Origin of the sequence: Micromonospora sp. FIMYZ51, assembly GCF_038246755.1 — a bacterium.
Lineage (GTDB): Bacteria > Actinomycetota > Actinomycetes > Mycobacteriales > Micromonosporaceae > Micromonospora.
The window spans coordinates 1,561,078-1,574,134 of the sequence record NZ_CP134706.1 but is presented as its reverse complement, the minus strand read 5'-3'; the positions used below and the strand labels follow the sequence as shown (position 1 = coordinate 1,574,134).

The 13,057-nt window shown below is 71.3% G+C and carries 15 protein-coding genes; 1 reads left to right on the top strand and 14 read right to left on the bottom strand.

Annotated features, from left to right (window positions below; translation table 11 throughout):
• Positions 1 to 63 precede the first annotated feature (63 nt).
• From rplS to proS, 7 genes are all read right to left on the bottom strand, one after another.
• The gene (gene rplS, locus QQG74_RS07420) at positions 64 to 420 is read right to left on the bottom strand and encodes a 50S ribosomal protein L19 (RefSeq protein ID WP_341719548.1); all 357 of its coding nucleotides are present in this window, start codon (positions 418 to 420) and stop codon (positions 64 to 66) included.
• Between the two features lie 144 nt (positions 421 to 564).
• Positions 565 to 1,338 (bottom strand): tRNA (guanosine(37)-N1)-methyltransferase TrmD, encoded by a 774-nt coding sequence (trmD, locus tag QQG74_RS07415; protein WP_341719547.1) that lies wholly within the window; start codon positions 1,336 to 1,338, stop codon positions 565 to 567.
• Between the two features lie 16 nt (positions 1,339 to 1,354).
• The gene (gene rimM / locus QQG74_RS07410) at positions 1,355 to 1,972 is read right to left on the bottom strand and encodes a ribosome maturation factor RimM (protein WP_341721160.1); all 618 of its coding nucleotides are present in this window, start codon (positions 1,970 to 1,972) and stop codon (positions 1,355 to 1,357) included.
• A 2-nt stretch (positions 1,973 to 1,974) separates the two neighbouring features.
• Positions 1,975 to 2,208, bottom strand: coding sequence for an RNA-binding protein (locus QQG74_RS07405; RefSeq protein WP_013732101.1), 234 nt, complete (start codon positions 2,206 to 2,208; stop codon positions 1,975 to 1,977).
• A 1-nt stretch (position 2,209) separates the two neighbouring features.
• A complete protein-coding gene (gene rpsP / locus QQG74_RS07400) occupies positions 2,210 to 2,668 on the bottom strand; it encodes a 30S ribosomal protein S16 (RefSeq protein ID WP_341719546.1) in 459 nt (152 codons plus the stop codon).
• A gap of 263 nt (positions 2,669 to 2,931) precedes the next feature.
• A complete protein-coding gene (locus QQG74_RS07395) occupies positions 2,932 to 3,579 on the bottom strand; it encodes a DUF402 domain-containing protein (RefSeq protein ID WP_341719545.1) in 648 nt (215 codons plus the stop codon).
• A 79-nt stretch (positions 3,580 to 3,658) separates the two neighbouring features.
• The gene (gene proS, locus QQG74_RS07390) at positions 3,659 to 5,065 is read right to left on the bottom strand and encodes a proline--tRNA ligase (RefSeq protein WP_341719544.1); all 1,407 of its coding nucleotides are present in this window, start codon (positions 5,063 to 5,065) and stop codon (positions 3,659 to 3,661) included.
• A gap of 201 nt (positions 5,066 to 5,266) precedes the next feature.
• Between proS and QQG74_RS07385 the strand changes: the two genes are divergently transcribed.
• A complete protein-coding gene (locus tag QQG74_RS07385) occupies positions 5,267 to 5,809 on the top strand; it encodes a hypothetical protein (protein ID WP_341719543.1) in 543 nt (180 codons plus the stop codon).
• On the opposite strand, the gene QQG74_RS07380 is transcribed toward QQG74_RS07385, so the two are convergent.
• The 7 genes from QQG74_RS07380 to QQG74_RS07350 form a co-directional block, all read right to left on the bottom strand.
• Complete coding sequence (locus QQG74_RS07380) at positions 5,799 to 6,878, bottom strand: amidohydrolase family protein (protein WP_341719542.1); 1,080 nt, start codon at positions 6,876 to 6,878, stop codon at positions 5,799 to 5,801. The two genes, QQG74_RS07385 and QQG74_RS07380, sit on opposite strands and share 11 nt — an antisense overlap.
• An 18-nt stretch (positions 6,879 to 6,896) precedes the next feature.
• The gene (locus tag QQG74_RS07375) at positions 6,897 to 7,475 is read right to left on the bottom strand and encodes a Uma2 family endonuclease (protein ID WP_341719541.1); all 579 of its coding nucleotides are present in this window, start codon (positions 7,473 to 7,475) and stop codon (positions 6,897 to 6,899) included.
• Between the two features lie 66 nt (positions 7,476 to 7,541).
• Complete coding sequence (gene ffh, locus QQG74_RS07370) at positions 7,542 to 9,113, bottom strand: signal recognition particle protein (protein WP_341719540.1); 1,572 nt, start codon at positions 9,111 to 9,113, stop codon at positions 7,542 to 7,544.
• A gap of 189 nt (positions 9,114 to 9,302) precedes the next feature.
• Positions 9,303 to 9,959 carry a response regulator transcription factor gene (locus QQG74_RS07365; RefSeq protein WP_341719539.1) on the bottom strand — a complete coding sequence of 219 codons (657 nt, stop codon included), beginning with the start codon at positions 9,957 to 9,959 and terminating at the stop codon, positions 9,303 to 9,305.
• A complete protein-coding gene (locus tag QQG74_RS07360; RefSeq protein ID WP_341719538.1) occupies positions 9,956 to 11,191 on the bottom strand; it encodes a sensor histidine kinase in 1,236 nt (411 codons plus the stop codon). The genes QQG74_RS07365 and QQG74_RS07360 overlap by 4 nt, the downstream gene beginning before the upstream one ends.
• A gap of 22 nt (positions 11,192 to 11,213) precedes the next feature.
• Entirely contained in the window at positions 11,214 to 12,035 is an 822-nt protein-coding gene (locus tag QQG74_RS07355) for an ABC transporter permease (RefSeq protein WP_341719537.1), read from the bottom strand.
• Positions 12,025 to 12,927 (bottom strand): ABC transporter ATP-binding protein, encoded by a 903-nt coding sequence (locus tag QQG74_RS07350; RefSeq protein WP_341719536.1) that lies wholly within the window; start codon positions 12,925 to 12,927, stop codon positions 12,025 to 12,027. Before QQG74_RS07350 ends, QQG74_RS07355 begins: the two co-directional genes overlap by 11 nt.
• Positions 12,928 to 13,057 lie beyond the last annotated feature (130 nt).

The window sequence follows — 13,057 nt, the reverse complement described above, 5'->3', positions numbered from 1 at the left end:
AGGGTAGTGCGATCTGGCCAGTACGGCATACGCGCAGCTCGGGCGGCGTGGCGCAGAGCGAGGTCAGCTGGGCTGCTTCTCGCGCAGCTCCTTGATCTTGGCCTTCTTGCCCCGCAGCTCACGCAGGTAGTAGAGCTTGGCGCGGCGGACGTCACCGCGGGTCACGACCTCGATCCGGTCGATGCCCGGGCTGTTGATCGGGTAGGTCCGCTCGACGCCGACACCGAAGCTGAGCTTGCGGACGGTGAAGGTCTCGCGCAGCCCGGCGCCCTGGCGACGAATGACGACGCCCTGGAAGATCTGGACCCGGGACCGGCTGCCCTCGACGACCCGGGCGTGCACCTTGACGGTGTCACCGGCGCGGAAGGCGGGCAGGTCGGTGCGCTTCGACTGGGCGTCAAGGGCGTCCAGGATGTTCATCGCTGCGTCCTCGTAAGGCTCACGGCGCACCGTCATTCGGCGCGCGGATGGGTGATACTGATCCCCGGGTGGTGGCTGGCGACGGCCGACCCCGGTCGGAGATCCTCGCAGCCGTCTGCGGCGCAGACGACTGCGGCAACCCCTCTACTCTGCCACATCCGCTCCGGGCACCTGAAATCCGCCCCGGTCCAACGCCGCCACGTCCCGTTTGTCCAGGCTTGCCGGGTCGAGCGCGGCCAGCATGTCGGGCCGCCGGTGGCCGGTACGCTCCAGCGCCTGGTCCCGGCGCCAGCGGGCGATCCGGCCATGATCGCCGGAGCGGAGCACCTCGGGCACGTCCAGCCCACGCCAGGTCGCCGGCTTGGTGTACATCGGCGCCTCCAGCAGCCCGTGCGCGTGCGACTCCTCGTCCAGCGAGCCCGCGTTGCCGAGCACCCCGGGCAGCAGCCGGGTCACCGCCTCCAGGATCACCAGCACCGCCACCTCGCCGCCGAAGAGCACGTAGTCGCCGAGGCTGACCTCGGTCACCCGCATCCGGGTGGCGGCGTGGTCGAGCACCCGCTGGTCGATGCCCTCGTACCGGCCGCAGGCGAAGAGCAGGTGCGGCTCGGCGGCCAGTTCCTGGGCCAGCGCCTGGCTGAACGGAACGCCGGCCGGCGAGGGCACCAGCAGCCGGGGCGGGGTCAACTCGGGCGGGGCCAGGGCATCCAGCGCCTCGCCCCACGGCTCGGGCCGCATCACCATGCCGGGCCCGCCGCCGTACGGGGTGTCGTCGACGGTGCGGTGCACGTCATGGGTCCAGCTGCGCAGATCGTGCACGACCAGCCGCAGCGTGCCGTTGGCCCGAGCCTTGCCGACCAGCGACAGGTCCAGTGGAGCGAAGTACTCCGGGAAGATCGACACGATGTCGACGCGCATCAGGGGTGCTCCGCGCTCAGAGGTCGAGCAGGCCGCCCGGTGGGTCGACCACCACCCGGCCATTTGCGAGATCGACCTCGGGGACGATCGCCTTGACGAACGGAATCAGTGCGGTCCGTCCCTCGGGGCGACGCAGCACCAGCAGGTCGGAGGCGGGGGCGTGGTCGATCCGGGCCACCTCGCCGAGACGTTCGCCGTCCGGGGTGACCACGGCCAAGCCGACCAACTGGTGGTCGTGGAACTCCTCCGGGTCGGTCGGCGGGGCGACCTCGGCGCTGTCCACCACGACCAGGGTGCCGCGCAGCGCCTCCGCGACGTCGCGATCCAGCACCCCTTCGAAGGCGACAAGCAGCCGGCCCTGGTGCCAGCGGGCGGCCTCCACGGTCAGCTCGTCGGGCACCTCGAACGGCACGCCGGGGCCAGCGGCCGAGGACGGCACATCACCACCGGCGGTCGAGGACAACGCGCCACGGCCGGCGGCCGGGGGTGGCGCGCCACGCCCGGCGGTCACCCCCGGCATGGTGCGCAACACCATGCCGGGAGCGAACCGCGCATCGGGCTCGTCGGTACGTACCTCCACGGTGACCTCACCGCGGATGCCGTGCGGCTTGCCGATCCTGCCGACGATGAGCAGCATCAGTACGAGTCGACGATGTCGACGCGTACGCCGCGTCCACCGATGGAGCCGATCACCTGGCGCAGCGCCTTGGCGGTCCGGCCGGACCGTCCGATCACGGTGCCCAGGTCCTCGGGGTGTACGCGGACCTCCAGCCGCTTGCCCCGCCGGGAGTCGACCATCCGGACGCGTACGTCGTCGGGGTGATCGACGATCCCCTTGACCAGATGCTCCAACGCCGGCCGCAGCGCCATGTCAGGCCTGCTCACCGGAGTTCGCGGCCGGCTCCTCGGCCTTCGGCGCCTCAGCCTTCGGCGCCTCGGCCTCGGCCTTGGCGGCCTTCTTCGCCGGCTTGGCCGGGGTGTCGGCCACGCCGGCGGCGGCCTTCGCCTCGGCCTCGTAGGCGGCCTTGCGGTCGGCCCGCTCGGGCGCCACCTTCAGCGGCGGCGGAGCCGGCAGGCCCTTGAACTTCTGCCAGTCACCGGTCAGCTCCAGCAGCCGCTGCACCGCCTCGCTCGGCTGGGCGCCGACGGACAGCCAGTACTGGACCCGCTCCGACTTGACCTCGATCACCGAAGGGTCTTCCTTCGGCTGGTAGATCCCGACGAACTCGATCGCCCGGCCGTCGCGCTTGGTGCGCGAGTCGGCGACGACGATGCGGTACTGCGGGTTGCGGATCTTGCCCATCCGCAGGAGCCGGATCTTTACGGCCACGGTTGTTTCGCTCCTGTTGCGATCTCACCGGCCCAATGCGGGCGGTGTGCACGGGTGAGCGCCAACCGGCACAGTGGGGTTGGGCCGGAGACAGCTCGGGTGGACTGGCGACGTGCCCGGGTTAGAGGGCGCCGGACACGCGCCGGATACCAGCCAGCCATTCTGCCAGATCCACCCGGGATCTCTCACACCGGACCGGCGCGGTTCATCCGACACGAGCCGAACGTGACCGAGGACACATCCGCCGGAGGGCTCGGGCGACGTCAGCGCGCGGGGGGCCGGTCCCAGCCATCCGGCAGGCGCCCGGGGGTGCGCCACTGCGCCGGTGGGACGAAATCGCACCAGGTGCCGTCGAACGGGAACTCGCCGGCCTCCGCCAGGGCGATCACCCGCTTGCCCTCGGCCCGGACAGCGGCCTCGTCGGGCACCCAGTAGTGCTCCGGGAAGGCCAGCCGCTCGACGAACTCCTCCTCGTCCTTCCACTCCCAGGTACGGTCCGGCCGGACCCACACGTCGAGGTCCTGGTCCACGATGTCGACCCCGGCCAGCCGTCCGTCGTCCCACCGGACGCCGGACTCCTCCAGGTTGACGTACCAGCCAGCGAAGCGCCCCTGCGCGTCCCGGAACCACCAGACGGAGTGGGCCGCGCCGGTGGGCAGGAACTTCAGCAACGGTGGCCCGTTCCACCGGCCCTCGGCGAGGCGGTAGCTCGACGTGATCCACTCGGCGAAGGGCACGGCTCGCATGCCCAGCCCGGCCTCGGTCACCTCACCGGCGACCGGCGACCCCTCGGCCACCCAGAGCAGCAGGCCGCGCTCGTCGTCGCTGACCACCCGGGCCGGCCGGACCCAGCCGATCCGCCCCCGCCGCACGTTCCGGTGCACAACCAACCGACCTGGCTCGAATCTCACGCTCCGACCCTATCGATGAACTGTTAGAAAGGGGCCCTTCCTATACCGGAGGCGTTAACAGGGGGCCCTTCCTTGCACGTCAGTAGGCGCGGGCGAGGATGGCGATCAGGTCGGGCTCGTCCTCGGTGTCCGGCACGGAGCCGTCGGCGCGCAGCAGGCAGCGGACGGTGACGCCCTGCCCGTTGGCCTTCGCCTCGCCCTCGACACCGACGGCCGGCCACGGCACCCGGGCCCAGCCGGTGGCCGCCGCCTCGATCGCCTCGTCCAGGGTCGCCACGTCGACCGTGCGCGAGTCGCGGAAGGCGAGCGCCTGGTCGTGCAGCGCCCGCTGGTCGGCGTCGACGGCGGCCAGCACTGCGCCCACCACGTCGGCCACCGGCGTGGGGGCCTTCGAGCCGTCGGTACGCCGGACCACTACCGCGTTGCCGGCGGCCAGGTCACGCGGACCGACCTCGACGCGTACCGGATAGCCGCGCAGCTCGGCATCGACGGCCCGGCGGCCGAACGGGGTGTCGGTGCGGTCGTCGAGGGCCACCCGGACGCCGGCGTCGCGCAGCGCGTCGCGCAGCTTGGCCGCCGCCTCGCCCACACCCTCGCCGTCCTTGACCACCATCACGTACGCCTGGACCGGCGCCAGCTTCGGCGGCACCCGCAGGCCGTTGTCGTCGCCGTGGCACATGATCAGGCCACCGAGCATCCGGGTCGAGGTGCCCCAGGAGGTGGTCCAGGCGTGCTCCCGGCCGCCCTCGGCGGAGGAGTAGCTGATGTCGAACGCCTTGGCGAAGTTCTGCCCCAGCTCGTGGCTGGTGCCGAGCTGGAGCGCCTTGCCGTCACCCATCATGCCTTCGCAGGTGTAGGTGGCGGTCGCCCCGGCGAACCGCTCCCGGGCGGTCTTGAGCCCGACCACCACCGGAATGCCGAGCACGTTGACCATCAGGTCCTCGTACGCCTCGTGCAGGATCCGGCGGGCGTAGGCCCGGGCATCCTCACGGGTGGCGTGCGCGGTGTGCCCCTCCTGCCAGAGGAACTCGCTGGTCCGCAGGAAGACCCGCGGGCGCAGCTCCCAGCGGACCACGTTGGCCCACTGGTTGAGCAGCAGCGGCAGGTCCCGGTACGAGTCGATCCACTTGGCCATGAACTCGCCGATCACCGTCTCGCTGGTGGGGCGGACCACCACCGGCTCGGCGAGCTGCTTGCCGCCGCCGTGGGTGACCACCGCCAGCTCCGGCGAAAAGCCCTCGACGTGCTCGGCCTCACGCTTGAGGTAGCTCTCCGGGATGAAGAGCGGGAAGTACGCGTTCTCCGCCCCGGCCGCCTTGATCCGGGCGTCCATCTCGGCCTGCATCCGCTCCCAGATGGCGTAGCCAGCCGGTCGGATCACCATGGTCCCCCGCACCGGCCCGTTGTCGGCCAGCTTCGCCTTGGCGATCAGGTCCTGGTACCAGCGGGGAAAGTCTTCCGCCCGGGGAGTGAGCACACGCGCCATGACCGCACATCCTATGCCCACTCCCCTCCCCCACCCCTGCCCGCCCCGCCCGCCCCTCCACCGCGCCGATCTTGCAGTTTCGGTCGCCGAAAAGTCATGTATGGGCTGGTTTACGGCGACGAAAAGTGCAAGATCGCGGGGGTGGGCAGCGGGCACGGCGGGGCAGCGCGACCGGGCGCGGTACCACTAGCATCGGCCGCCATGTTCTCCGCCAACCCGGACTTGCGTTGGGATCTGGCCGAGCTGGCCGCCCGCTGGGTGCGCTGGGTGGCCGCCCACCGGCAGCCGAACAACCCCATCAAGGACCGCACCGGTCGGGACGCTGGGCGTCACCAGCCCGACGACGTCTGGTTCCTGGCCGGCACGTTCGGCGGCGCGGTGACCCGGCAGTGCGTGGTGCCGGCCGGGCGAACGCTGTTCTTCCCGGCCTTCTGCTGGTGGGAGGTTGGCCGCACCGCAGAGCCGGCCGAGCCGTGGGCAGAGGCCAGCGGATTCGCTCAGCTCGACGGCGCGCAGCTGCCGCTGTACCCGGTGGGCTCACCCGCCTCCTTCCCGGTTCGGGGCTTCTTCAACAACGTCGTCACCGACTGGCCGTGGCCGATGCAGGTCTCCTGCTGGGGACTGTGGAGCCTGGTGCCACCACCTTCGCCCGGCATGCACCAGCTCAGCTTCGGCGGCACCGACGGTCACGGGTTCCAGGTCGAAGCGCAGTACCAGCTCGACGTGCGACAGGTCAGCGGATGACCCGTCCGCGCAGGACGATGCGGGCCGGCTCGCGTACCGCCCGCAGGTCCCGACGCGGGTCGTCGGAGTAGACGACGAGGTCGGCGAGACCGCCCTCGACCAGACCGGGGAAGCCGAGCCAGGCGCGGGCACCCCAGGAGGCGGCGGCGAGCACGTCCTCGGCGGCCAGGCCGGCCTCGTCGTGCAGCAGCAGCATCTCCTCGGCGGCCATGCCGTGGTCGATTCCCCCGCCCGCGTCGGTGCCGACGTAGATCGGCACCCCGGCCTCGTACGCGGCCCGGACCACCTGCGGGAAGCGGTCACGCAGGGCGAGCATGTGGTCGGCGTACCCGGGGAACTTGGGTCGGGCCTGGTCGGCGATGTGGCCGAAGGTACGAATGTTGATCATCGTGGGGATCAGCGCGGTGCCCTGCCGGGCCATCAGGTCGATCAGGTCGAGGCTCAGCCCGGTGCCGTGCTCGACCGAGTCCACCCCGGCCCGCACCATGATCTCCACCGCCGACTCGCTGAAGGTGTGCACGGCGGCGCGTACCCCGGCGGCGTGCGCGGCGGCCACGGCGGCGGTCATCGTGTCGGCGTCCCAGGCCGGGGCCAGGTCACCGACGCCCCGGTCGATCCAGTCACCGACCAGCTTCACCCAGCCGTTGCCGGCGGCGGCCTGCTCCGCCACGGTCGCCGCCACCTCGGCCGCACCGACCTCCACACCGATGTCGCGCAGGTACCGCTTCGGCGGCGCGATGTGCCGGCCGGCGCGGGCCAGCCGGGGCAGGTCGGGCTCGTCCTCCAGCTCCGGATACGGGTACGGCGAGCCGGCGTCCCGGATCGCCAGCACCCCCGCGTCCCGATCGGTACGGGCCAGCGTGCGGGCCTGATCCAGCGAGGTGATCGGCGCACCACCTCGGGCGATGCCGATGTGGCAGTGCGCGTCGACCAGGCCGGGCAGGACGAAGCCGCGCTCGGCGACCGTCTCCGCGCCGGGCACCGGGTCGAAGGTGACCCGGTCGCCGACCAACCACAGATCCCGGACCTCGTCGTCGGGCAGGAGCACACCGCGCACATGCAGAGCCATGCGCACAGTCCTACCCGATCACTGCCCGTCGTTGGCGAGAAGCCCCGCCCGCCGGGCGGTAAACGCCGGCAGGTCGACCGACACCTTCCACGGTCGCTCGGTGACGAACAGGTCGTCGGTGTGGGTGGCCACCTCGTACTCGCCGGACGGGCCGCGCACGTACTCGGTAAGGGTCATCTTGTCGTGCAGCGGGTCGACCACCCAGTAGGTGCGCACTCCGGCGCGGGCGTAGACCCGGGCCTTGTCGTAGAGGTCACGGAAGGTCGAGGAGGGCGAGACGACCTCGACGGCCAGCAGGGCGTCCTCGACCGGTACGGGCGAGCGGTCGGCGTGCTCACGCCGGATGGCGACCACGTCGGGCCGAAGCTCGTTGCGGCGGTCCACCCGCATCGACAGGTCGATGCTTACCAGGTATTCCGCCGGGCAGTTGACTTCGAGCGCGAGCAGCAGTCGGACACAGAGGTCTTGATGGAGCGCGGTGGGGGACGGCACGATCAACCTTCCGTTGATCAGTTCGTACGGAAGGTCCTTCGGCAGGTCGCCGAGGTCGTCAACCGTCCACTCCGACCGCTCGGGCAGGATGGGCGCCACGGTCATGACTCCTCCTTCCAGGGGCGACATCACCCTAGGCGATGATGAAGTCACCCGCCGTCACCGACACGCTCAGCGCGGCGGCTGGCCGCCCTTGCCGAACTTGTTGAAGTCGATCTTCGGCAGCTTGAAGCCCGGCGGAAGGCCCTGACCGGCCGCCAGATCGTCCGGGTTCATCCCCGGCGGCAGCTGCGGCATGTCACCGGGGAAGCCGCCCGGCAGCCCGCCCTGCGCCGCCCGGGTGCCCGCACCGCTGCGCGGCCGGCCACCGCCCTTGGTGCCCTTACGCTTGTTCTTCGGGCTCTTGGTGGCCTTGCGCCGACCGCCGCCCGGCAGGCCCATCATGCCGCCCATCTGCTTCATCATCTTCTGCGCGTCGTTGAAGCGGTTGAGCAGCTGGTTGACGTCCATCACGGTGACCCCGGAGCCGTTGGCGATCCGGGCCCGCCGGGAACCGTTGATGATCTTCGGGTTGCTGCGCTCGGCCGGGGTCATCGACCGGATGATCGCGGTGATCCGGTCGAAGTGCTTGTCGTCCAGCTCGGCGAGCTGGTCCTTGACCTGCCCCATGCCCGGCATCATGGCCAGCACGTTGGCGATCGGGCCCATCCGGCGTACCGCGATGAGCTGGTCGAGGAAGTCCTCCAGGGTGAACTGCTCGCCGCCCATCAGCTTGGCGGTCATCTTCTCCTTCTGATCGGTGTCGAAGGCCGCCTCGGCCTGCTCGATCAGAGTGAGGACGTCGCCCATGCCGAGGATCCGGCTGGCCATCCGGTCGGGGTGGAAGACATCGAAGTCCTCCAGCTTCTCGCCGGTGGAGGCGAAGAGGATCGGCTGGCCGGTCACCTCGCGGACCGACAGCGCCGCGCCGCCCCGGGCGTCGCCGTCGAGCTTGGAGAGCACCACACCGGTGATGCCGACGCCGTCCCGGAACGCCTCGGCGGTACGCACCGCGTCCTGGCCGACCATCGCGTCGATGACGAAGATGACCTCGTCCGGTGCGACCGCGTCCCGGATGTCGGCCGCCTGCTGCATCATCTCGGCGTCGATACCGAGCCGGCCAGCGGTGTCGACGATGACCACGTCACGGGCGGCCCGACGGGCGTGCTCGATCGAGGACTTCGCCACCTGCACCGGGTCGCCGACGCCGTTGCCGGGCTCCGGGGCGTACACCTCGACGCCGGCCCGACCACCGAGCACCTGGAGCTGCCCGACGGCGTTGGGACGCTGGAGGTCGGCGGCGACCAGCAGCGGCTGGTGCCCCTGGGCCTTGAGCCAGCGGGCCAGCTTGCCGGCGAGCGTGGTCTTGCCGGAGCCCTGGAGGCCGGCGAGCATGATCACGGTCGGCGGCTGCTTGGCGAACTGGAGCCGGCGTCCCTCGCCACCGAGGACAGCGATCAGCTCCTCGTTGACGATCTTGATGATCTGCTGGGCCGGGTTGAGCGCCTGGGAGACCTCCGCGCTGCGGGCCCGCTCCTTGACGTTGCCGATGAAGCCCTTGACGACCGGGAGCGCGACGTCGGCCTCAAGCAACGCGAGGCGGATCTCGCGCGCCGTCGCGTCGATGTCGGCGTCGGTGAGGCGTCCCTTGCCGCGGAGCTTGGTGAAGATCCCGGAGAGGCGGTCACTCAAGGTGTCAAACACGCGAACATCCCGATTGTCAGTGTCCCGGCGAGCACGAACGCGACCGGACAGAGGTGTCCAGTCACCGCTAGGGTAGCCCGCCACCCACAGCCATGCTCCGCGCCAGCCACCTCACCGCCGCCCACGACGGGTGGATCATGACGAAAGCGCCAGCCGGTCGAGATCTCCACCTCGGCGGTCAGACCGCGGTCACGGCTCGACCACCCCCGACTGGTACGCGAAGACCACCAGTTGGGCCCGGTCCCGCGCGCCGAGTTTGACCATGGCCCGGCTGACGTGGGTACGCGCGGTGGCCGGGCTGAGCACCAACCGCTCGGCGATCTCACCGTTGCTCAGCCCCTCCCCGACCAACCCCAGCACCTCCCGTTCCCGCTCGGTGAGGGTGTTCAGCCGGGGGTGCGGGCGGGACACCCGAGCCGGGCGGTGGGCGAACTCCCGAACCACCCGCCTGGTCACCGAGGGCGACAGCAGCGCCTCCCCCTCGGCGACCAGCCGGATCGCCCGCAGCAGTTCGGCCGGCGGGGTGTCCTTGGTGAGGAAACCACTGGCCCCGTACCGCAACGCGTCGAAGACGTACTCGTCCAACTCGAAGGTGGTCAGCACGACGACCCGGGTACCGGTCAGCTCCGGATCGGCGACGATCCGCCGGGTCGCCTCGATGCCGTCGATCCCCGGCATCCGGACGTCCATCAGTACCACGTCGGGGCGTACCCGCCGGGCCAGTTCCAGCGCACCGAGCCCGTCGGCAGCCTCGCCCGCGACCGTGACGCCGTCCTCGCTCTCCAACAGGGCACGCAGACCGATCCGGATCAGGTCCTGGTCGTCGGCGAGCAACACACTGATCATCCGGCTCCCTCCACGGGCAGTGTCGCGCACACCCGGAACCCGCCGCCGCTCGCCGCACCGGCCTGACTCGCGGCGTCGGTCCGGCTGGTCGCGCCGGTCTGGTTGTTCGTGCCGGTCTGACTCCGCGCACCGGCCTGGAAGGTTCCGCCGAGCGCGGCGACCCGCTCCCGCATGCCGGCGAGCCCTAAACCGTGTCCGGTGACCGCGTCCGATGCCGCTCCCCGGCCGGTGTCGGACACCACCACGACGAGCCGGTCCGGCTGGTAGTCGACCCGGACGGTGGCGGTCGCCGGACCGGCGTGGCGCAGCACGTTGGTCAGCGCCTCCTGCACCACCCGGTAGGCCGCGAGGTCGATGGCGACGGGGAGCGGACGCGGCTCGCCGACGGTCTCGACGGTCACCGGCAGGCCGGCACCGGCCAGCCGGTCGCGCAGGTACGGCAACCGGGCCAGGCCGGGCATTCCAGACCGCTCAACGGCGACCTCGTCCCGCTCCTCTCGTCCGTCCTGCCCGGTCCGCTCGTTGCGCCTGACGACGCGCAGCGTGACCCGCAGTTCGTCCAGCGCCTCCTTGCTGGTCCGGCTGATCGCGGTCAACGCGATTTCCGCCTGCTCCGGCTTCCGGTCGAGCAGATGCAGCGCGATCTGCGCCTGCATGTGGATCGCCGCGAGTCCGTGGCCGACCACGTCGTGCACCTCGCGGGCCACTCGCAGCCGTTCGGTGTCGGCCAGCCGCCGGACCTCCTCCAGGCGCGTCCGAGCCGCGGTCTCCCGCCCGAGTCGGACCACCGTGCCGACCGCGAACGGCACCACCACCCAGGCCGCGACGGGCATCAGCCCCGGCCAACCGGGCGCGCCCCGGCCCACGAAGATCCCGATGAGCAGGGCGACGAGTGCCACGCCGCAGCCCACCATCGCGTCCCGCGTCGGCAGATGCGCCGCGACCGTGTGCACCGCGACGAGCAGCGACACCAGGATCGGCCCATACGGGTTGCCGAGCAGCAGGTAGGACAGGACCGCCCCGGTCACGATCGCCAACGTGAGCAACGGCCAGCGCCGGCGCAGCGTCAGGGCCAGCGCGGCCACCACCACCAGCGGGTACCCGGCCGGCCCGACGGGCACGCCCTGGTTCGCCCCGGCCGGCGCGGTGCCGACCAGCCCGAGCGCGACCAGCGCCAGGGCGAGGATCACGTCCACCAGATCGCGTCGCCAACCGGTCCGGTTACGCATCATCGAGCCTTTCGTCTCCGCCTGGCTAGGCGATGTCTCGCCGCTGCAACAGCAGCCCGCCGAGCAGCACGAACGCAACGAGGTAGCCGGCCAGGACCAATGTCGCCTGCCCGGCACCGACCGTCGCCGCGACCCCCGGCGTGTCGCTGGGCGCGCCGAGTGCCGCCACCAGCGAGCCGGCGTTGGGCCCGGGCAGCCCCTTCTGCAACTCGGCCACCCAGTCCAGCAACGGCGCGGCCACCCCGGCGAGCAGGTTCTGCACCGCGAGCAGCCAGACCAGCCCGAGACCGACGGGCAACGCCACCGACCGCATCGCGACCGCCAGCACTCCACCGAGCATGGCCCAGGTCACGGCCACGAGCCACCCCGCACCTACTCCGGCCAGCAGGTCGCCGCCGGACGGCCAGCGCACGGGCTGCGACTCGGCGACCGCGACCAGCGAACTGGCCGCCGCACCCACGGCGAAGACGGCGAGCACCACGACGAGCGCGGCGGCGGCCAGGGTGAACAGCTTGCCTGCGTACACCTCCAACCGGGTCGGGCCCTGGGTGAGGATGGTCTTCCAGGTGCCCCAGCCATACTCGCCGCCGACGACGAGCACGCCGATGATCAACACGATCGCGCCGAGAAAGATCGGCAGCCCACCGATGCTGTTGCCGACCAACTGGTCCGGCAGGAGCATCGGCAGCGTCCGATCGCTGTTCGGGCCGCCCGTCCCGCCGACGATGGCCGCGTACGGCAGCAGGTAGGTGAAGGTCAGGGAGATCACGAGCGCGATGCCGATCAACAGCCAGAAGGCCGGCCGGCGGACGAGCTTGACGATTTCGGCGGACCAACTACGCGACATCCACGGTGCCTTTCTCGATGAGGTCGAAGAAGACCTGTTCCAGATCACGCTCGCGGGGGCGCAGCTCACGGACCGCCACCCCGGCGGCGACCAGTTCGGTGTTGAGCCAGGCCGCCCGCTCCGGCGCGACAGACAGTGCCAAGCCCCCGTCGACCACCCGGACGTGCTCCGCGCCGACCAACGCCCGGGCATGCTCGACAGCGGCGTCCAGCGGATCGGCCAGCACCCACAATCCGGTCGCGCCACGCAGTTGGGCGACGCTGTCCTCCGCGACGAGTCGCCCTCGGGAGATCACCCCGACCCGGTCGCAGATCTGCTCGACCTCGCCGAGCAGATGGCTGGAAACCAGGACCGTGTGACCACTCGCGCCAAGTCGCCGGATCAGTTGGCGCATGTCCGCCATGCCCGCCGGGTCGAGCCCGTTGGTCGGTTCGTCGAGAATCAACAGACGCGGGTCGCGAAGCAGCGCCGCGGCCACTCCCAGGCGCTGCTTCATGCCAAGCGAGTAGCCGGCGTACCGGTCGCCGGCCCGATCCGCCAGGTCGACCAGATCGAGCACCAGCGCGACCCGATCCGTACCCACCCCGGCATAGCGGGCGAGCACCCGCAGGTTGTCCCGGCCGGACAGGTACGGGTAGAACGCCGGACCCTCAATCAGCGCCCCGACGTCGGCGAACCGGCCGGTACCGGGTGGCCGGCCGAACAGCCGGACCGTCCCGGCACTGGGTCGGACCAGGCCGAGCAGCATCCGCAGGGTGGTGGTCTTGCCGGCGCCGTTGGGGCCGAGGAAGCCGTACACCTCCCCGGGCCGGACGATCAGATCGAGATCTCGTACGGCAGTCTTGCCACCGTACCGCTTGCTGAGCGCTTCGGTCCGCACTGGCAGTTCCATGCCCCGAGCCTGCCGTCACGTGCACCGGGGCACATCACCCCGCGAGCGGCAACGCAGCTACGTCCCGACGCGTACGCTCACCGTTCGCCACGCGTACGCCGGCCCTCGTTCGGCTGCCTGCGGTGGGCGT